Annotated in this window: 17 protein-coding genes and 1 riboswitch; of the genes, 7 read left to right on the top strand and 10 right to left on the bottom strand. The window is 53.8% G+C overall.

All coding sequences use genetic code 11. From position 1 onward, the window contains the following. Nucleotides 1-11: 11 nt before the first annotated feature. Nucleotides 12-665, bottom strand: a complete 654-nt coding sequence (gene ribB, locus SGR01S_RS15105) for a 3,4-dihydroxy-2-butanone-4-phosphate synthase (protein WP_037416506.1) — start codon at nucleotides 663-665, stop codon at nucleotides 12-14. A 110-nt stretch (nucleotides 666-775) separates the two neighbouring features. Further along, nucleotides 776-937, bottom strand: a riboswitch (FMN riboswitch). Between the two features lie 145 nt (nucleotides 938-1,082). On the opposite strand from ribB, the gene ubiK reads away from it, so the two are divergent. Beyond that, nucleotides 1,083-1,361: a ubiquinone biosynthesis accessory factor UbiK gene (gene ubiK / locus SGR01S_RS15100; protein WP_037416503.1), complete on the top strand. Its 279-nt coding sequence runs from the start codon at nucleotides 1,083-1,085 to the stop codon at nucleotides 1,359-1,361. 29 nt (nucleotides 1,362-1,390) lie between these two features. On the opposite strand, the gene yjeH is transcribed toward ubiK, so the two are convergent. The 4 genes from yjeH to SGR01S_RS15080 all read right to left on the bottom strand — a co-directional run bounded on the left by yjeH (nucleotide 1,391) and on the right by SGR01S_RS15080 (nucleotide 8,578). Beyond that, complete coding sequence (yjeH, locus tag SGR01S_RS15095; RefSeq protein WP_061807867.1) at nucleotides 1,391-2,644, bottom strand: L-methionine/branched-chain amino acid transporter; 1,254 nt, start codon at nucleotides 2,642-2,644, stop codon at nucleotides 1,391-1,393. 219 nt (nucleotides 2,645-2,863) lie between these two features. Then, nucleotides 2,864-4,294 carry a bifunctional D-glycero-beta-D-manno-heptose-7-phosphate kinase/D-glycero-beta-D-manno-heptose 1-phosphate adenylyltransferase HldE gene (gene hldE / locus SGR01S_RS15090; protein WP_061807866.1) on the bottom strand — a complete coding sequence of 477 codons (1,431 nt, stop codon included), beginning with the start codon at nucleotides 4,292-4,294 and terminating at the stop codon, nucleotides 2,864-2,866. Between the two features lie 93 nt (nucleotides 4,295-4,387). Further along, entirely contained in the window at nucleotides 4,388-7,225 is a 2,838-nt protein-coding gene (glnE, locus tag SGR01S_RS15085; RefSeq protein ID WP_061807865.1) for a bifunctional [glutamate--ammonia ligase]-adenylyl-L-tyrosine phosphorylase/[glutamate--ammonia-ligase] adenylyltransferase, read from the bottom strand. Nucleotides 7,226-7,270: 45 nt separating this feature from the next. Further along, complete coding sequence (locus tag SGR01S_RS15080) at nucleotides 7,271-8,578, bottom strand: CYTH domain-containing protein (protein WP_061807864.1); 1,308 nt, start codon at nucleotides 8,576-8,578, stop codon at nucleotides 7,271-7,273. Nucleotides 8,579-8,858: 280 nt separating this feature from the next. On the opposite strand from SGR01S_RS15080, the gene SGR01S_RS15075 reads away from it, so the two are divergent. After that, on the top strand, nucleotides 8,859-9,479 hold the full coding sequence (locus SGR01S_RS15075) for a TIGR04211 family SH3 domain-containing protein (protein ID WP_061807863.1): 621 nt from the start codon (nucleotides 8,859-8,861) through the stop codon (nucleotides 9,477-9,479). Between the two features lie 123 nt (nucleotides 9,480-9,602). Continuing rightward, nucleotides 9,603-10,847 carry a multifunctional CCA addition/repair protein gene (locus SGR01S_RS15070; RefSeq protein WP_061807862.1) on the top strand — a complete coding sequence of 415 codons (1,245 nt, stop codon included), beginning with the start codon at nucleotides 9,603-9,605 and terminating at the stop codon, nucleotides 10,845-10,847. Between the two features lie 39 nt (nucleotides 10,848-10,886). Here the strand turns inward: SGR01S_RS15070 and bacA are convergent, their stop codons facing one another. Beyond that, complete coding sequence (gene bacA / locus SGR01S_RS15065; protein WP_037416490.1) at nucleotides 10,887-11,711, bottom strand: undecaprenyl-diphosphate phosphatase; 825 nt, start codon at nucleotides 11,709-11,711, stop codon at nucleotides 10,887-10,889. A gap of 131 nt (nucleotides 11,712-11,842) precedes the next feature. Further along, nucleotides 11,843-12,202, bottom strand: a complete 360-nt coding sequence (folB, locus tag SGR01S_RS15060; RefSeq protein WP_037416487.1) for a bifunctional dihydroneopterin aldolase/7,8-dihydroneopterin epimerase — start codon at nucleotides 12,200-12,202, stop codon at nucleotides 11,843-11,845. 107 nt (nucleotides 12,203-12,309) lie between these two features. Here folB and plsY point away from each other — a divergent pair, with 107 nt between their 5' ends. Beyond that, complete coding sequence (gene plsY, locus SGR01S_RS15055) at nucleotides 12,310-12,948, top strand: glycerol-3-phosphate 1-O-acyltransferase PlsY (protein WP_061807861.1); 639 nt, start codon at nucleotides 12,310-12,312, stop codon at nucleotides 12,946-12,948. Nucleotides 12,949-12,982: 34 nt separating this feature from the next. Here the strand turns inward: plsY and tsaD are convergent, their stop codons facing one another. Next, entirely contained in the window at nucleotides 12,983-13,996 is a 1,014-nt protein-coding gene (tsaD, locus tag SGR01S_RS15050) for a tRNA (adenosine(37)-N6)-threonylcarbamoyltransferase complex transferase subunit TsaD (protein WP_061807860.1), read from the bottom strand. Between the two features lie 326 nt (nucleotides 13,997-14,322). Between tsaD and rpsU the strand changes: the two genes are divergently transcribed. From rpsU to rpoD, 3 genes are all read left to right on the top strand, one after another. Then, nucleotides 14,323-14,538: a 30S ribosomal protein S21 gene (gene rpsU, locus SGR01S_RS15045; protein WP_001144069.1), complete on the top strand. Its 216-nt coding sequence runs from the start codon at nucleotides 14,323-14,325 to the stop codon at nucleotides 14,536-14,538. Nucleotides 14,539-14,674: 136 nt separating this feature from the next. After that, nucleotides 14,675-16,423 carry a DNA primase gene (gene dnaG, locus SGR01S_RS15040; RefSeq protein ID WP_061807859.1) on the top strand — a complete coding sequence of 583 codons (1,749 nt, stop codon included), beginning with the start codon at nucleotides 14,675-14,677 and terminating at the stop codon, nucleotides 16,421-16,423. A 219-nt stretch (nucleotides 16,424-16,642) separates the two neighbouring features. Then, on the top strand, nucleotides 16,643-18,481 hold the full coding sequence (rpoD, locus tag SGR01S_RS15035; protein ID WP_037416481.1) for an RNA polymerase sigma factor RpoD: 1,839 nt from the start codon (nucleotides 16,643-16,645) through the stop codon (nucleotides 18,479-18,481). A gap of 48 nt (nucleotides 18,482-18,529) precedes the next feature. On the opposite strand, the gene SGR01S_RS15030 is transcribed toward rpoD, so the two are convergent. Beyond that, nucleotides 18,530-18,982, bottom strand: a complete 453-nt coding sequence (locus SGR01S_RS15030; RefSeq protein WP_037416478.1) for a nuclear transport factor 2 family protein — start codon at nucleotides 18,980-18,982, stop codon at nucleotides 18,530-18,532. 19 nt (nucleotides 18,983-19,001) lie between these two features. Next, entirely contained in the window at nucleotides 19,002-19,490 is a 489-nt protein-coding gene (gene mug, locus SGR01S_RS15025; RefSeq protein WP_061807858.1) for a G/U mismatch-specific DNA glycosylase, read from the bottom strand. Between the last annotated feature and the right edge of the window lie 52 nt (nucleotides 19,491-19,542).

The following is a 19,542-nucleotide window of genomic DNA, read 5'->3' as shown; positions in this document are numbered from 1 at the left end:
TCAGTCGGATATCAGCTGGCTTTCTTTTCGTGAGACTGGCGATAAGCCACCAGATCTTCGATGGTCAGTACAGTCATGTCATGCTGTTTGGCAAACAGGATAACTTCCGGCGCATGCGCCATGCTGCCATCATCGTTAGTCAGTTCACACAGCACACCGGCAGGTTTGAAACCCGCCATTGCCACCAGATCAATAGTCGCTTCGGTATGGCCACGACGACTCAGTACGCCACCCGGTTGTGCACGCAATGGGAACACGTGGCCTGGGCGGTTCAGATCGCTCGGCTTGGCGTTATCAGCGATAGCCGCACGGATAGTGGTCAGGCGGTCGGAAGCCGAAACACCGGTCGTCACGCCCTGCGCCGCTTCGATCGTCACGGTGAAAGCTGTCTGGAACTGACTGGAGTTATTAGTCACCATCATCGGCAGCTCAAGCTGCTGACGGCGGTCTTCGGTGAGACACAAGCACACAATACCGCTGCCGTGACGGATGGTCAGTGCCATCTGCTCAACGGTCATGGTTTCTGCGGCGAAGATCATGTCACCTTCGTTTTCACGATTTTCATCATCGAGCACCATCACACCGCGCCCATTGCGCAATGCTTCAAGAGCGCGTTCTACGCGTTCTACCGGCGTGCCGAAATCTGAAAGTAGGGTCTGATTCATGGTAAAAAACCTCATTAATAAATTATGGATTACCAGAACCAGGGCGAACTTGAGGAGTAGCTAGCAATAGCTAAAAAAATAACGCAAGCGGGCACAAACCCGGCAGATACCGTTACTCTCTCCCATCCGGACTATAACCGTCGGCCCCGGAATTACACCGGATCTGCTGACCTCTAACCAAACTGCAAAAGACTGGCTGAGCGCTCGCGGGCTTTCACCGTAAAAGGTGATTTACCGCCGGTGGGGACTTGCACCCCGCCCTGAGAATAAGCTTCTCGACTATAACGCTAATGATTAATCAGGGCAATTGGCAAAAGCACAATTCGGTCAGCATCAGGGAATGCGGTTAATAGTTTATCCGGCGGGCAACTCGCATTACACTAGGCGACAGCTATTAAACTCTGAAAGGGATACGCCATGATTGACCCGAAAAAAATTGAACAGATCGCACGTCAGGTGCATGAGTCCATGCCTAAAGGTGTGCGCGAATTCGGGGAAGACGTTGAGAAGAAAATCCGTCAGGTGTTGCAGTCACAGCTCACCCGTCTGGATTTAGTTAACCGCGAAGAGTTCGACGTGCAGACTCAGGTACTGCTGCGTACCCGTGAAAAACTGGCCTTGCTGGAACAGCGTATGAACGAGCTGGAAAGCAAGCTGAACACAGCACCAGTAGCACAACAGCCTGACGCAGAGTAAGTTATTGATAAGGGCGCAGTACCGCGCCCTTATTGCTGTTTCAACGCCGCCTTCGACGCAAATTGCAATATCAACCCAATCAGTACAAACATTCCTAGCGCATACAGGCTTTTCCAGCCGATGATCACCATCAACAACACACACAACCCCAAGCCCGTCGCCGCCATTAGGCGCGAACGCCCATGCAAAATCCGACAGCCCGCCAGCATGCACAACAGATAAATAAACACGAAGATCCCATTGGCATACACCAGCAACGTATCCAGCGGCAGATTCAATGTATAAATCAGCAAGGTGAACAACAGGCAACTGCCGACCACTGCGCTGAGTGCATTGACAGGTGCCTGCCCGGCGGACAGTTTGGCCAGCGCGCTGTCAGGGCGATCCTGCGCCTGCGACCACACCAGCCTTGCGAAGCTTTGCGTATAGATATTCACGCTGGCGAAGCAGGCCAGATAACCAATTATGCAGGCCACCCACAGCGCATGTTGGCCAAACAGTTGCACCACAATACCTGGCAACGACGCAGCCGCCGCCTGATGCTCACCGTAGGCATGAAAATGCAATACCGCTACGGTACACCCCCAATACACCGCCCCGGCAACCAACATGCCAAACAACAGCGCACGTGGAAAATCGCGCTGTGGGTTACGGAATTCTGTCGCCAAATGCGCAAACGCCTCCAAACCAACAAAGCACCAGAACATCACTGCCAGTGCATGGAACAGATTAGGGGGAGAAATTTCGGTGAACGTCGGCCAGGGAATGTGAGTCAGTGAAATGTCGCCTCGCCACCAAATAGCGGCGACCAGCGCCACCACCAGAATCGCGATCAACGTTTGAACATTAGCGCTGGAACCAGCACTGCGCATGCCCAGTAACCAGATAATCACCAGCGTGGCAATCTGCACCAGCAGCAGGCCGTTGGCACTCCAACCGAATGTGGCCTGCCAAAAACCTGCGGCAATCTGCAATGCCGCTGGCAATCCCACGGGGATCACCGACAAAAAAAGCCAGCCGGTCACCTTCGCCATACGCGGGCCAAAGGCCAGGCCGACGAAGTGAGCAGCACCACCGGCACTGGGAAAATACCGCCCCAGAGCCGCAAAGGTGATAGCAATAGGAAAGACCAATGCAATCAGCACAGGCCAAGCCCACAAGCTATCGCCCTGCGCCACCTGGGCCGCCAAAGCAGGAACGGCAAATACGCCGGTACCCAGCAGTGAAGTGGACAATAGCCCAACGCCCTGCGCCAAACTCAGCTCTTGCTTCAGTCCACTCACTGCCCACCGCCGTTTTATCCTTCATACTCTAGGCTGTATCCGCGTTGGCCGCTCAGTTATTCGGCCCATCCATGAGCCTCCCCTTCGGGCCGCGGCACACAGCGTTCAAATCTGCTCACGGCAGATTTGTCACCCGAATCACTTACGCGTGTAAGTGATTCGGTCTCTCTCGATTGCCGCCTTGATACAACTCGAATTATTTAGGCTAAAAATAAAATGTTAGCCATGCCCGTCTTTGATTGCCTTGATGATGTTGGTGGTCGACAGGCCGTCTTCAAAGTTCAGGACTTTGACGTCGCCGCCATTGGCCCACACCTCAGTGCTGCCTGCGATGTCTTCAGGCTTGTAGTCACCGCCTTTCACCAGCAGATCCGGCAGGATATCGGCGATCAGGCGTTGTGGCGTGTCTTCTTCGAATGGCACCACCCAGTCCACTGCTTCCAGTGCACCCAGTACAATCATGCGGTTTTCCAGCGCGTTGACTGGGCGGGTTTCGCCCTTCAAACGTTTGGTAGAGGCATCACTGTTTACCGCTACGATCAGGCGATCGCCTAGTTTGCGGGCATTCGCCAGATAAGAGACGTGACCGGCATGCAGAATGTCAAAGATACCGTTGGTCATCACGACTTTCTCACCGCGCTGACGGGCTTGCGCCACAGCGGTTTTCAACTGGGCTTCGGTCATCACGCCAAAGCCGGTTTCGGCCCGGCCACGTACCGCGTTTTCCAGTTCGATCGGTGAAACGGTAGACGTCCCCAGCTTACCCACCACCACGCCAGCGGCGGCATTGGCCAGGAAACAGGACTCTTCCAGTGTGTTACCGGCAGCCAGTGCCGCAGCCAACACGCCGATAACGGTATCGCCGGCACCGGTAACGTCAAACACTTCCTGCGCCAGCGTTGGCAAATGCAGCGGCGCGATGCCCGGCTGCAACAGCGTCATACCATGTTCGGAACGGGTGACCAACAGTGCAGAAAGCTCAAAGTCCGCCACCAGCTTCATGCCACGCTCAACCAGTTCGGCTTCGTCTTTGCAGTGACCTACCACCGCTTCGAATTCGGACAGGTTTGGCGTCAGCAACGTTGCACCGCGATAACGCTCGAAATCAGAGCCTTTAGGATCAATCAGCACCGGGACTTTGGCAGCACGAGCCAGTTGGATCATGCTCTGCACCTGGCTCAGCGCACCTTTGGCATAATCAGACAGGACCAACGCGCCAATCTGCGGCAATGCCTGCTGAATACGTTCCAACAGCGGCTGCGGATCGACGTTAGAAAAGCCTTCTTCGAAGTCGAGACGGATTAATTGCTGATTACGTGACAACACGCGCAGTTTGGTGATGGTCGGATGCGTCGGCACCGAGACAAAATCACAGCGCACGTTCACTTCGTTCAATTTGGCACTCAGCGCCCGCGCTGCGTCATCAATACCGGTCAGGCCCACCAGGCGTGAGTTAGCACCCAGCGAAGCAATGTTCATCGCCACGTTAGCCGCACCGCCGGGACGCTCTTCAATGGTTTCAACCTTGACCACCGGCACCGGCGCTTCCGGTGAAATACGGCTGGTCGGCCCATACCAATAGCGATCCAACATGACGTCACCCACCACCAATACCCCGGCGCGGCGAAAATCAGGCAGTGTAACTTTCATCCGATAACTCCAAAAAAGTACAAAATTTTAGTGGCGCAGATATTACCACAGACGTTTGTAATAGCTGCAAAACGTATTGCGCAACTGGCTTGCTCAGCCCAGCCACTTCACCCAACTGGCGCGGACTTGCTCACGTTCGGCAATGAATTGCCCATTACTGACCTTGCTGGAATGCTCTTGCAGCGCCAGGTGGTGGATCTCATCGCGCATGGTGACATACGCTTGAGTCAGCGCACGCGCCTCCTCTTCCGGCATGATGTCGTAATTGGCCATCAACTCAAAAATACGCACATTATCAGACCAGCGCGTCAGGCGCGGTTCGGCGCCCGCATAGCCTAAGACCAGATACTGGGCAATAAATTCGATATCGGTGATCCCACCTTCATCCGCTTTGATATCAAAGAGATCACGTTGCTTGCTGCCAAGGTGGCTGCGCATTTTCTCCCGCATCTCACGGACCTCACGCCGCAGCGTTTCTGGATCACGCGGTTTGCACAGGATCTCACGACGGATAATGTCAAACTGCTGATGCAACGCCGGATCGCCATGCACAATGCGCGCCCGCACCAGTGCCTGGTGTTCCCAGGTCCAGGCTTCGTTTTGCTGATAATCAGCAAACGCCTCGACGGTACTGACCAACATGCCAGCCGCACCCGATGGCCGCAAACGGGCATCAACTTCATACAATATGCCGGACGAGGTACGGGTACTAAACAGGTGCATCACACGCTGTGCCAGACGCAGATAGAATTGGCGGCCATCGATACTGCGCTCCCCGTCGGTCATCACTTCCGGTGGGCAATCCAGAATAAACACCAGATCAAGATCAGAACTGTAACCCAGCTCCCAACCGCCCAGCTTGCCATAGCCAATCACCGCAAAACCACGCCCTTCACGCTCTTGCAAATGCGTTGGCTGGCCATAACGCGCAACCATATCGTTCCACGCCTGCTGCACCACTGTGTCGATGATGGCTTCAGCCAGGTAAGTAAGGTGATCACTCACTTTCATTACCGGCAACGCGCCCGAGATATCCCCGGCGGCAATACGCAGCTGTTGGGCCTGCTTGAACTGGCGTAATGCCTCCAGCCTCTGCTCTTCGTCGTCTTCGGGTACCCGTAATAGGTATTGGCGCAGTTCGCTGCGATAGGCATCCGGAGCTACCGGTTGATAGAGCGTCGCTGGATCCAGTAATTCATCCAACAATAACGGGTAACGCGACAGTTGGTTGGCAACCATCGGCGAGGCAGCGCACAGACGAATCAAATGGCTAAGTGCTGCATGGTATTCCACCAGCAGTTCAAGGTAGGTGGTACGGGTCACGATACTCAGCAGCAACTGAGTCAAACGCAGCAATGCAGTCGGCGCATCCTGACGCGGGCACACCTCCGCCAGTAAGCGCGGCATCAGTTGATCAAGTACGTCCCGGCCACGTGGACCTATGGTGCGTTTATCAACGTCATGACGGAATTCAGCAATGGTACGCAACATTTGCTTGCGCGCGTCTTCGTCCAGGTGCGGCGTCAGCGGTGCCAACTCGTTTTCTTCCAAGGCATCCTGCCACAAGCTGTGGTAGTTCTGATAATCCGGATCTTCACCAACATCTGGGCTATCGTCGCCAATCAAGTCGTTAAATACGGCCCTTACTGCTTGCATATGCCCATCGAGCGTGGTCAACAGTGCCGACCAGTCACCGAACCCCATCCCCCAAGCCAAACGCGCTTGATCGAGTTCATCTTGCGGCAGCGTTTGTGTCTGTTGATCGGCAATCGCCTGCAGCAGGTTTTCCAACCGACGCAGGAACAGGTAACTGGCGCTCATTGCCTGGACCTGTTGCGACTCCAGCAACCCCAACTCCCCCACGGCCTGTAATGTCGGCAGTAAGGAGCGCCCCTGCAATGCAGGTTCACGCCCACCACGGATCAGTTGGAATACCTGAGTGATAAATTCAATTTCGCGAATGCCGCCAGCACCCAGCTTGATATTATCTTTCAACCCACGCCGCCGCACCTCACGCGCAATCATGCCTTTCATATTGCGCAGTGACTGGATCACGCTGAAGTCGATATAGCGGCGGAAGACAAACGGTCGCAAAGTTTTGCGCAACTCCTCACTGTAGGCGTCTTCTGAACCACCCATCAGCCGTGCTTTCACCATCGCATAACGTTCCCAGTCGCGCCCTTGCTCTTGGTAATAGTCTTCCAGCGCGGCAAAACTCATCACCAGTGGACCACTGTCGCCAAAGGGCCGTAGCCGCATGTCCACACGATAAACAAAGCCGTCGATAGTTTGTTGATCCAGCGCTTTGATCAACCGCTGCCCCAGGCGGGTGAAGAACTGGGCGTTATCCAGTTCACGCCGTCCGCCCTGAGTTTGGCCGTTTTCCGGGTAAGCAAAGATCAGATCAATATCGGATGAAAAATTCAGCTCGCCACCGCCCAACTTCCCCATGCCGAGGATCAGCAGCGGCTGTGGTACGCCCTGAGCGTTGCACGGCGTCCCCCATTCACGGCAGCAAGTTTGGTACAACCAATCACGAGCACTGACAATCAGCGTTTCCGCCAGCCCACTGAGCTGCAACAGCGTCTCTTGCGTGCTGCATAGTTCTTGCGCCTGCGCCCAAGCAATCCTCACCAGCGTCTCACGCCGGAACAGGCGCAGTACGCGCATCAGTTGCGCTTCGTCGCGCACCTCTTCCAAATCATCCTGCAGCCAGGCGGCGTAATGCAGCCACTCGTCCGCCACCGGCGGTTGCTTGCGCAGTGTCTCCAGCCATTCAGGCTGATGGAGTAACATGTCACAGACAAAGTCACTCGACGCTAAAACCCGCTGTTCCTGATCGCTGAGCGCGCTGTCCGCGCCCTGAGTTTCCTGAAAACGCTGCACGATGTTCTGTGCCTGAGCCTGTAACGCTGCTGAGAGTGGCAACATAATGAATGATCCGTTCTGCGGCCCACGCCTCGCAGGCCAGCTTAATTAGCGGAGCGCGCCGTTTAACCAGAATGGCGCATGCGATAAGGCTTGCTTACGGCTGCCTTCGTACCAGCCCTGGCGTCGTTCGGCTATCGCCAACTGCAGCTCACGCCAGCCGTCGATGTAGGGGCCGGTTTCGTCGTCAGGGTAAGCACCTGACAGCAGGATAAATGCCGAGACCTGACGCGTCAGACGTGGCAATTGTTCTTCGTATTCATCATCGTTCAGCGTACGGGTAAAAGCGTCTTTCAATTCCGCAGCGCTACGCCCCAGCATAATGTCGCTGAAACGTTTGAAAGAACCGTCAAGCTTAGCCTGCGCCTTGGCATCAATAAACGGACGCCAGGCGCCGGTCACCAACCATGATGTGAGTGCCAACTTACATTGCAGATACTCTGCGCTGTAGCACAGCTCCTGTGGCTGAGTGGCTTTATCGATCAGCAGCGGTTCCAGTGCAGTCAAGCGGGCGCGCAGATCGGCGCTGGCCTTACGCGGCACCAGGCCGCCAAAGATCACCAGAGCTTGGCGGATCAGTGCAATCGCCTCCATAACGGAACGGCGTGCCTGAGTATCTCCGCGCAGCCACAGTTCTTCGTGATATTGCCAATGGCTCAAACCCAATTCAAAACTGGCGATCATCCCTTGTTCAACGCTGGATTTGACCGCAGGTTTCAAGACCGCCAACGGGTGGCGCTCACGTGGGGCATTACCTTGTGCCAGATGATAACCACGCGCTGCTTTACTCAGGCTACCCTGACGCAGGCCGCCGTGTTCTGCCAGTGCGTTAGCCAGCGCCAGCAAATCTTCGGTATTCCCGGTTTTAAGCTCCAGCTCGATCTCGCACAGCGCTTCGCTCAGCTCTCCCGCTTTCACTTCGCCCTGATCAAGACCAACCTCAATCTCGCTCTTACCGTAAGTGACCACCCACTTTTCCCGCACAAAATCAGTACGGAACAACGGTTGGAGCGACTGCTGTAACGCTTTGATATCACAGCCCTGCGGCCAGATATCCGCCGGGAACTGATCCAGCGCCAGTTCTGGCGTGGCGATCGCGACATTGTATTCCGGGCGTTGATGTAAGCCTGCGACGACTTTACCGGCGGTTTTGATGGTCATTTCATAGCTGTCATCGAACCCGCGGATGCGCAGCCCAATGTCGTGACCACGCAGAAAATTATCAGCGGTTTCGAAATAAATATTGGTCAGTTTTTGCGGCGCGGAATGTTGGTTCGGCCAAGCCGCCAGTTGCTGCGGCAAAGCGGCAACAGCATCCGGGGTAGCAATAAATTTCAGTTCTATTTCAACGGTCATAAGTCTTTTACACCAATAAGTTACGCATTCGCGTCAGCCTTCACGGCGGCAGGCCTTACCTGCCACGTTCTGCCCGGTGACGCACAGTTGCCGTTATCTTACCGCGATTCCCAGCGCCTTAACCCTGCTAACTGCAGAAAAAACCTGTTACGTTATAAAACGCTGCGCAACTCACAGAATCTGCCACAGTAAGATAGTTCTCATTCCGGTTTTTGCGTTGCGTCGTCAGACTGAACGCTCTACTATCGTTCCCATAAATTCACACAGAAACGATGAACTAATGCAGAAATTACGCCTAATTTGCCTTGCCGTGCTGAGCTTCAGCATCACTTGGGGCGCACATGCCGAAGATAAGCGCTATATCTCCGATGAACTGAATACTTATGTCCACAGCGGCCCGGGTAATCAGTACCGTATTGTCGGTACCCTGAACGCCGGTGAAGAAGTGACCCTGTTGAGCGTAAATGACAGCACTAATTATGGCCAGATCCGCGATGCCAAGGGCCGCACCACCTGGATCCCGCTGGATCAGCTTAGCCAAACACCAAGCCTGCGTACCCAAGTACCTGCGCTGGAACAACAGGTGAAAACCCTGACTGACAAGTTGGCTAACATCGAGAACAGCTGGAACCAACGCACCGCAGAAATGCAGCAAAAAGTGGCGGGTAGCGACAGCACCATCAGCGGTCTGCAACAGGAAAACCAAGATCTGAAGAACCAACTGGTCGTCGCCCAGAAAAAGGTTAACGCGGTTAACCTGCAACTCGATGACAAACAGCGTACTATTATTCTGCAGTGGTTCATGTACGGCGGCGGTGTAGCCGGCGTTGGCTTGCTGCTTGGCTTGTTGTTGCCGCACCTGATCCCACGTCGCAAAAGCAACAACCGCTGGATGAACTAATTTTAGTATCGTTCAGTTTGAAATCGGGCGCCTGCGGGGCGCCCTTTTTATTGGCGCCGACATCCCGTCACCAATTCATGTAATCTGATAGACAGAGCCCTAAGAAAAATTCAGGAGTTAACCGTGAAGATTTACCTGGTCGGCGGCGCTGTCCGCGACAGCTTGCTTGAGTTACCGGTGTTTGACCGCGACTGGGTGGTGGTGGGTGCCGCACCGGCAGAGCTGATCGCACTGGGGTATCAGCAGGTCGGTAAAGACTTCCCGGTGTTTCTAAACCCGGAAACTCATGAAGAATACGCGCTGGCCCGTACCGAGCGAAAATCCGGTCAGGGATATACCGGTTTTACCTGCTACGCCGCCCCCGATGTCACGCTGGAAGAAGATCTGCAACGCCGCGATTTAACCATCAACGCCATCGCTCGGAGCGCCGACGGTGAGCTGATCGACCCTTTCAACGGCGTGACCGATCTACAATCGCGTGTACTGCGTCATGTGTCGGATGCTTTTGGTGAAGATCCCCTGCGCGTGCTGCGCGTGGCACGCTTTGCCGCCCGTTTTGCTCATCTGGGCTTTACCATTGCCCCAGAAACGCTCGCATTAATGCGTCAAATGGCACGCAGCGGCGAATTGGTCGCATTGACAGCTGAACGGGTATGGAAAGAAACCGAGAAGGCGCTGCAAAGCCAAAGCCCTCAGGTGTATTTTCAGGTGCTGCGAGACTGTGAGGCACTGAGCGTGCTCTTCCCAGAGATCGACGCCCTGTTCGGCGTACCGGCTCCTGCCAAATGGCACCCGGAGATCGACACCGGTGTTCACACAATGATGACGCTGGCGATTGCTGCCCAACTCAGCCCTGACGTGGACGTACGCTTCTCCGCACTCTGTCATGATCTCGGCAAAGGTCAGACACCAAAAGAGCTCTGGCCACATCACCATGGCCATGGGCCTGCGGGCGTGCTGCTGGTTGAAGAACTGTGCCAGCGGCTACGAGTGCCCAACCCGGTGCGAGATCTGGCCAAGCTGGTCGCTGAATATCACGATCTGATCCATACGGTAAACAAGCTGCGCCCGGAGACATTGTTGAAACTGTTTGATGCAGTTGATGTTTGGCGCAAACCGCAGCGGCTGGAACAGATGATCCTCACCAGCGAAGCCGATGCCCGCGGTCGTACCGGCTTTGAAAACAACCCTTATCCGCAGGGTGACTACCTGCGCCAAGCGTTTCAGGTGGCGAATGCGGTGTCGGTCAAAGAGGTGGTAGCTAGCGGCCTACAAGGGCTGGCAATCCGCGACGAGCTGAAACGTCGCCGTCAACAAGCGCTGGCTGAGTGGAAACAAACTCAGGATATCCCTTTCGATCAGGCATAAAAAAACCCCGCAGCGCGGGGTTTTTTATTGCTGCCCAGCTTACATGAAGACCATGTAAACCACGCCGGCCACGATAAAGCGATAGATAGCGAACGGCACAAACGAGATGCGTTTGATCAGCGACAGGAAGGTCTTGATCGCGATCAGCGCTACTACGAAGGCAGTGGCAAAACCGACGGCAAACATCGGTAAGTCACCCATTGTCAGGAAGTGCAGACTCTTGTACAAATCCAAAGCACTGGCACCAATCATCATCGGCACCGCCAGAATGAAAGAGAACTCCGCAGCTGCGTAACGATTCACGCCCACCAGCATGCCACCGGCAATGGTGGAACCTGAGCGGGAGAAGCCCGGCCACAGTGCCAGACATTGGAAGCAACCAATCATAAACGCCTGGCGGTAGGTGATGTCATCGATCCCTTCCGCACTTGGTTTTTTCGGTTTAAACCATTCCGCTGCCAAGAGCAGGAAACCGCCGACCACCAGCGCATACATCACGTTTTTCGGTGCAAACAACGACTTGATAAAGTCATGGAGTAGCAGCCCCAACACCACCGCCGGGATCATCGCCAGCAAAATATGGCCCAGTTTCAAATGGCCTGTCGTTTTGCCTTCGTGCTCAACCGGTTTACCGCCAAAATGAATGCCGATCAACCCAAACAAACGGCGCCAGAACATCACCACAACGGCCAGAATCGACCCCAGTTGGATGATCACCTCAAAGGTTTTAGCCTTATCACCGGTAAAACCCAGCCACTCGCCCACAATGATCATGTGTCCGGTAGAAGATACGGGTAAAAATTCAGTTAATCCTTCGACCACCCCAAGAACAAACGCAATAAACAGTGAATGCATGTCCGCCATGTGCTTCGATCACCCTATAAAGTTACGGCTATAAACATAAAAAAGCGGCAGTGTTCAATACATTGCCGCTAAAACTATTCTCAGGTTCGGACCAAATTAACGGTCTTAAGTTGCATCTGTATGACAGAACGTCACGCCGGACGGGTACCACGCTCAATGATCACCCCAACCCGGTTGGCATGTGCAACTGCGCCCGGTTTGCTGACCTTAATACGGACCCACGGGGAATTGAAGCGCTGGAGTAATATTTCAGATATTTCCTCTGCAACCCGTTCTACCAGCGCAAAGCGATTGGGCTCCACGTGCTGGATAATAGCTTCACTGATATCGGCATAGCTCAGGCAGTCATTCACATCGTCACTGGCAGCAGCCTGACGGTTGTCCCAGCCCATTTCGATATCGAACACCAACTTCTGGCGAATGTTTTGTTCCCAGTCGTAAACGCCAATGGTAGTAATTACGGTAAGCTCTTCTATAAATACGATATCCATCACGTCATTCTCTGTTTTTGGCCTTGCCGGATACCACTTCCAGCGGAATATGCGTATTATCCATATATGTTGCGAGTAAAACGACCCTTATTAAACGGAACCGCGTTATGAGTGCTACCGCGCTTGGCATGATTATCTTCGCGTATCTGTGTGGCTCAGTTTCCAGTGCGATCCTGGTTTGCCGGATCGCCAGGCTGCCCGATCCGCGTGAAAATGGCTCAGGGAATCCAGGGGCTACCAACGTCCTGCGCATCGGCGGTCGTGTCGCCGCGGCAGCAGTGTTGCTGTTCGATATTTTAAAAGGGATGCTGCCGGTCTGGCTGGCGTACAAGCTTGATGTCCCGCCGCTGTACCTCGGACTGACAGCGATCGCTGCCTGTGTGGGGCATATCTATCCGGTCTTCTTCCACTTCCGCGGTGGCAAAGGCGTAGCAACGGCATTTGGTGCTATCGCGCCGATCGGCTGGGATCTTACCGGCCTGATGACCGGTACCTGGCTGCTGACCGTGTTGCTTAGCGGCTATTCTTCACTCGGTGCCATTATCAGCGCGCTAATTGCCCCGTTCTACGTCTGGTGGTTCAAACCGCAATTTACCTTCCCAGTGGCAATGTTGTCGTGCCTGATCCTGATGCGGCACCATGACAATATCCAGCGCTTGTGGCGCGGTCAGGAAGGGAAAATCTGGGGCATCTTCCGCAAAAAGAAAACCGATGCGGTAGAACAGGAAGAGAAAAAAGAAGAGTGATCAAAAAGGCCGGATATCCCGGCCTTTCTTATATTTATACTGCAGGCAGTTCCGCCAGCGGCCAGCGAGGTCGCACCGAAACGCTCAGTTCCGGATTAGCGCCGCTTTTCAACCGCACCAGGCCCGCATAAGCGATCATCGCGCCGTTATCAGTGCAGAATTCCGGACGGGCATAAAACACTTCACCGCCACGTTTTTGCATCATTTCCGCCATTTTAACCCGCAGCGTACGGTTAGCACTGACGCCGCCAGCCATGACCAAACGTTTAAAACCGGTTTGCTCCAGCGCGCGCTTGCATTTGATCGCCAACGTATCCACAACGGCATCCTCAAACGCCCGCGCGATATCCGCCCGCGTCTGATCGTCATTACCGTTGGAGCGGATGGTATTGGCAGCGAAGGTCTTCAACCCGGAGAAGCTGAAATCCAGACCGGGACGATCGGTCATCGGGCGTGGGAAGGTGAAACGACCTGCAGTGCCCTGTTGCGCCATTTTTGACAGCATCGGGCCGCCAGGGTAGTCCAGCCCAAGCAGCTTGGCAGTTTTGTCGAAGGCTTCACCGGCCGCATCGTCCACCGACTCACCCAACAGTTCGTACTGACCAATACCGGTCACGCTGATCAGTTGGGTATGACCACCGGAAACCAGCAGCGCGACAAACGGGAAAGCCGGAGGATTATCTTCCAACATTGGGGCCAACAGGTGACCTTCCATGTGATGCACCGGCACCGCCGGCACATTCCAGGCAAACGCCAATGCGCGACCAATGGTAGCGCCGACCAGCAGGGCACCAACCAGGCCTGGCCCTGCCGTATAGGCAACGCCGTCGATATCGGCAGCAGTCAAGTTCGCTTCCTTCAATGCCGCCTGAATCAAAGGTACGGTTTTACGCACGTGATCGCGGGAGGCCAGTTCAGGTACCACACCGCCGTAATCGGCATGCAGCTTCACTTGGCTGTATAATTGATTGGCTAATAAACCGGTCTGATCGTCATACACTGCAATTCCGGTTTCATCGCAGGATGTTTCTATACCCAGTACTCGCATTACATTTCCCATCATTCACGTGCGGCCGCCAGTTTAGCACAATCAGGCCTGTTTACCGCCAGCACAGCGCATCTTGTCAGAGGTATTGGGCTATGTTGATGATTCCAGCCATAAATGCCGGTTTGATTAAAAACGAGCATTTTTTTCTGATTAGTCTATAATCAGCGCCCGATGCAAAATTGCGCATGTTTTACCAGGGTGGCCGCAGGTTTCAATTTGCTGTGGTGCTTTACAAAGCAGCATCCGTTGAAGTAAAATTCCGCACCATTTTGAAATTGCTGGCGCTTGGCCAGCAGCAAACCGAATTTTATTGAGGTGAGAGGCACATGCCTGTAATTAAAGTACGTGAAAACGAGCCATTTGACGTTGCTCTGCGTCGTTTCAAACGCTCTTGCGAGAAAGCAGGCGTTCTGGCTGAAGTTCGTCGTCGTGAGTTCTATGAAAAACCGACTACCGAACGTAAGCGCGCTAAAGCTTCTGCTGTGAAACGTCACGCGAAGAAACTGGCTCGCGAAAACGCACGCCGCACTCGTCTGTATTAATTCTTCGGGGGTAACCCCGCCGCGTGAATTTCTGATTTTAAAAATCGCGCAGACCGAGTAGTTGCATACGAAGGCCGTGCTTTCCGAAAGGAATGCGCGGCTTGTTCTCGTTTATAGGCTAGTAAAGTAAGGGCTTATGGCTGGACGAATTCCGCGCGTATTTATCAATGACTTGCTGGCTCGCACCGACATCGTCGATCTGATCGACGCACGTGTGAAGCTCAAAAAGCAGGGCAAGAACTATCACGCGTGCTGTCCGTTCCACCACGAAAAAACGCCTTCATTTACGGTTAATGGCGAAAAGCAGTTTTACCACTGTTTTGGTTGTGGTGCGCACGGTAATGCCGTCGACTTTCTGATGAATTACGACAGACTTGAGTTTGTTGAAACCATCGAAGAGCTGGCGACCATGCACGGGCTGGAAGTGCCTTACGAGGCAGGTTCCGGACCAACCCAAATCGAACGTCATCAGCGCCAGAGCCTGTATCAACTGATGGAACAGCTCAGCGCGTTCTATCAACAGTCACTGCATCAACCCTCCGGTACGCCGGCGCGTGATTATCTGCAACAGCGCGGGTTGAGTGACGATGTTATCCGACATTTTGCTATCGGCTTTGCACCTGCCGGTTGGGATAACGCATTAAAGCGTTTTGGTCGTGATGCCGACAGCCGTAGTGCATTGAACGATGCCGGCATGTTGGTGACTAACGATCAAGGACGCTCGTACGATCGTTTCCGTGAACGCGTGATGTTCCCTATCCGCGATAAACGCGGGCGAGTGATCGCCTTTGGCGGGCGCGTGTTGGGTGACGGCATGCCGAAATACCTGAACTCGCCGGAAACCGAAGTATTCCACAAGGGTCGTCAATTGTACGGCCTGTATGAAGCACAACAAAACCACCCTACCCCGCAACGGTTGCTGGTAGTGGAAGGTTATATGGACGTGGTGGCGTTGGCGCAATATGGCATCGATTATGCCGTCGCCTCGCTCGGGACTTCAACGACAGCTGAACATATTCAGCTGCTGTTCCGCGCCACCGATAACGTTGTCTGTTGCTATGACGGTGACAGAGCTGGTCGTGAAGCGGCCTGGCGTGCGCTGGAAACCGCGTTGCCCTATCTGAACGACGGGCGTCAGTTGCGGTTTATGTTTTTGCCCGATGGCGAAGACCCAGACACATTGGTACGTAAAGAAGGCAAAGAGGCCTTCGAACAACGAATGGAGCTGGCGCAGCCGCTTTCCACTTTCCTGTTCGAAACCTTGATGCCGCAGGTTGATTTGAGCAGCCCAGACGGTCGCGCCAAGCTAAGTACGCTGGCACTGCCGCTGATTACTCAAGTGCCGGGCGAAACGTTGCGCTTGTACCTGCGCCAACAGCTCGGCAGCAAGCTTGGTCTGCTGGATGATAGCCAGCTCGACAAGCTGATGCCCAAGCAGGCTGAAAATGCGAATACTTATCAGGCGCCCCAGCTAAAACGCACAACCATGCGTATACTAATAGGGTTACTGGTACAAAATCCGCAACTGGCTACACTTATCCCTTCACTCGAGGGATTGGAGCAGACTAAACAGGCGGGCTTACCGCTGTTTGTCGAGCTGGTGCAGACCTGTTTGGCGCAGCCTGGCCTGACAACCGGTCAATTGTTGGAGCAGTATCGCGACAACAAATTGAGCCAACAACTTGAAACCTTGGCGACATGGAACCATATGATCGTTGAGGACAGGGTCGAACAGACCTTTTTAGATACCTTAGCTAGCCTATATGACTCGGTACTGGAGCAACGGCTGGAAACATTGATCGCGCAGGCCAGAACGCACGGCCTCAGCCCAGAAGAACGTGAAGAAGTCCGTTCTCTTAACCAAGTGTTAGCAAAGAAAAACTAATTTTTGACCAAATTAATTCATGTTCAGGCCGCCAATAACGCCGCCAGAACGTGAAGAATAAAGAATACAACGGCTTAAGTGCCGATAAATGCGAGGGCAGAGCCCTGCAATATGCCGCCACAGTGGGCCGCGGCAACAACAAAAACGCCCCAAATGCTATTGTTGGCGGTTTCGCCGACCGACACCAACCCAAATACTCTGAAGTGTGGATACCGTCTTATGGAGCAAAACCCGCAGTCACAGCTAAAGCTACTTGTCACCCGTGGTAAGGAGCAAGGCTATCTGACCTATGCTGAGGTCAATGACCATCTGCCGGAAGATATCGTCGACTCCGACCAGATCGAAGACATCATCCAGATGATTAACGACATGGGCATTCAGGTTCTGGAAGAAGCGCCAGACGCCGATGACCTATTACTCGCTGAAAACTCAAACAGCACAGACGAAGATGCGGAAGAAGCTGCCGCTCAAGTGTTGTCGAGCGTTGAGTCTGAGATTGGCCGTACCACCGACCCGGTGCGCATGTACATGCGTGAAATGGGTACCGTTGAACTGCTGACGCGTGAAGGCGAAATCGACATCGCCAAGCGTATTGAAGACGGTATCAACCAGGTTCAGTGCTCTGTTGCCGAATACCCTGAAGCCATCACCTATTTGCTGGAGCAGTACGATCGCGTCGAAGCAGGCGAAGCTCGTCTGTCCGATCTGATCACCGGCTTCGTTGATCCTAATGCGGAAGAGGACATCGCCCCTACCGCTACGCACGTTGGTTCTGAACTGTCGACTGAAGAACAGAACGATGACGAAGAAGAAGACGACGAAGACGACGATGCTGAAGACGACAACAGCATCGATCCGGAACTGGCACGCCAGAAATTCGCCGACCTGCGTGATCAATACGAAGCGACCCGTGTTGTCATCAAAAAGAACGGCCGTAGCCACGCCAGCGCAGCAGAAGAAATCCTGAAGCTGTCTGAAGTGTTCAAGCAGTTCCGCTTGGTGCCAAAACAGTTCGACTTCCTGGTCAACAGCATGCGTACCATGATGGACCGCGTTCGTACTCAAGAACGTATCATCATGAAGCTGTGTGTTGAACAGTGCAAAATGCCGAAGAAAAACTTCGTCACTCTGTTCGCCGGTAACGAAACCAGCAACACCTGGTTCGAAGCAGCACTAGCAATGGCTAAGCCATGGTCAGAGAAGCTGAAAGACGTTTCCGAAGACGTACAGCGCAGCCTGCAAAAACTGCGTCAGATCGAAGAAGAAACCGGCCTGACTATCGAGCAGGTGAAGGATATCAACCGTCGCATGTCTATCGGTGAAGCGAAAGCCCGCCGTGCGAAGAAAGAAATGGTTGAAGCTAACTTGCGTCTGGTTATTTCTATCGCCAAGAAATACACCAACCGTGGTCTGCAGTTCCTGGATCTGATTCAGGAAGGTAACATCGGTCTGATGAAAGCCGTAGACAAGTTCGAATACCGTCGTGGTTATAAGTTCTCAACTTACGCCACCTGGTGGATCCGTCAGGCTATCACTCGCTCTATCGCCGACCAGGCGCGTACCATCCGTATTCCGGTGCATATGATTGAGACCATCAACAAGCTCAACCGTATTTCGCGCCAGATGCTGCAAGAGATGGGCCGTGAACCGACGCCGGAAGAGCTGGCTGAACGTATGCTGATGCCGGAAGACAAAATCCGTAAAGTGCTGAAGATCGCTAAAGAGCCGATCTCCATGGAAACGCCAATCGGTGATGATGAAGATTCACATCTGGGCGATTTCATCGAGGATACCACCCTCGAGCTGCCACTGGATTCTGCAACTTCAGAAAGCCTGCGTTCTGCAACGCACGACGTACTGGCTGGCTTGACTGCACGTGAAGCGAAAGTGCTGCGTATGCGTTTCGGTATCGACATGAATACTGACCACACGCTGGAAGAAGTGGGTAAACAGTTTGACGTTACCCGTGAGCGTATTCGTCAGATCGAAGCCAAAGCACTGCGTAAACTGCGTCACCCAAGCCGTTCCGAAGTACTGCGTAGCTTCCTGGACGATTAAGGTTTAGCTGCTTGCAAAAAACCCCGGCATGCCGGGGTTTTTTATTGTCTAAAACATGCTGTTGCCACTGGCCGTTTTTTCCGGCACCGGTTGGGTAACGTCCCAGTGTTCCACGATTTTCCCCGCATCGTTGAGACGGAAAATATCGATAATTGCGGCTGTTTTTCCCTTTTCACGTCCACTGGTTTCCACATGTAATATCACATAGTTACCGTCGACAAATACCTGTTTGATTGCGCTATGAGAACGGGGAAAACGTGTTTTCAACAGTTCGACAAACTTACGGAATCCTTCTACACCATCCTGCGCGTTAGGATTATGTTGTTTGTATTCATCGCCCAAATAGGGCCGCGCCGCCGCAAAATCCTTGTTGTTCAGCCCCTGCTGATAAAACTCCAACACGTTATTTTTGTTCTGCACTTCCTTCGGGGTATTACCTGCCTGAGCAACACCGGCAACCAACAACAGACCAACCACACAGCCTTTGATTATCGATTTCATGCATGAGCTCCAATAAAGATCATTTCAGGGCCAGGTACAGCGCGTGATAGCTCGCTGTAAGTTGTTCCAGCGTGGCACGGTTCAATCCGCTTGGGTTAGGCAATACCCAAACCGCAGTTTTGCCAATGGTCATCTCCTGACGCCCCCAAGACGCGTTACGCACACCAAAGGCACTGCTGAACGCCTGTTTCCCCAGGATAGCCAGTGCTCGCGGCTGATAACGCAAAATCTTTTCTTTTAACGCCTCACCACCGCTGAGTAACTCGTCGCGCGTTACTTCACTGGCCGCTACCGTTGGCCGTGCCACCAGCGCAGTGATGCCACAGCCTGTATCTTGCAACTGCTGCCACTGCTCGGGGGCCAATTGACGCTCAGTAAAGCCAGCCTGATGCACCACCTTCCAGAAGCGGTTGCTGCCGTTAGCAAAAGGGTAGCCTTGATGGGCTGAAGAAAGGCCGGGGTTGATGCCGCAAAACACCACCCGCAGGTTGGGTGCCAGGAGTTCCATAGGGTTCGCGCGTCCATTAAAAGGATTTACAGCGGTTATCGCAAAATCCGCC

Source organism: Serratia grimesii NBRC 13537, assembly GCF_001590905.1.
Lineage (GTDB): Bacteria > Pseudomonadota > Gammaproteobacteria > Enterobacterales > Enterobacteriaceae > Serratia > Serratia grimesii.
This window is presented reverse-complemented; position numbering and strand designations above follow the sequence as displayed.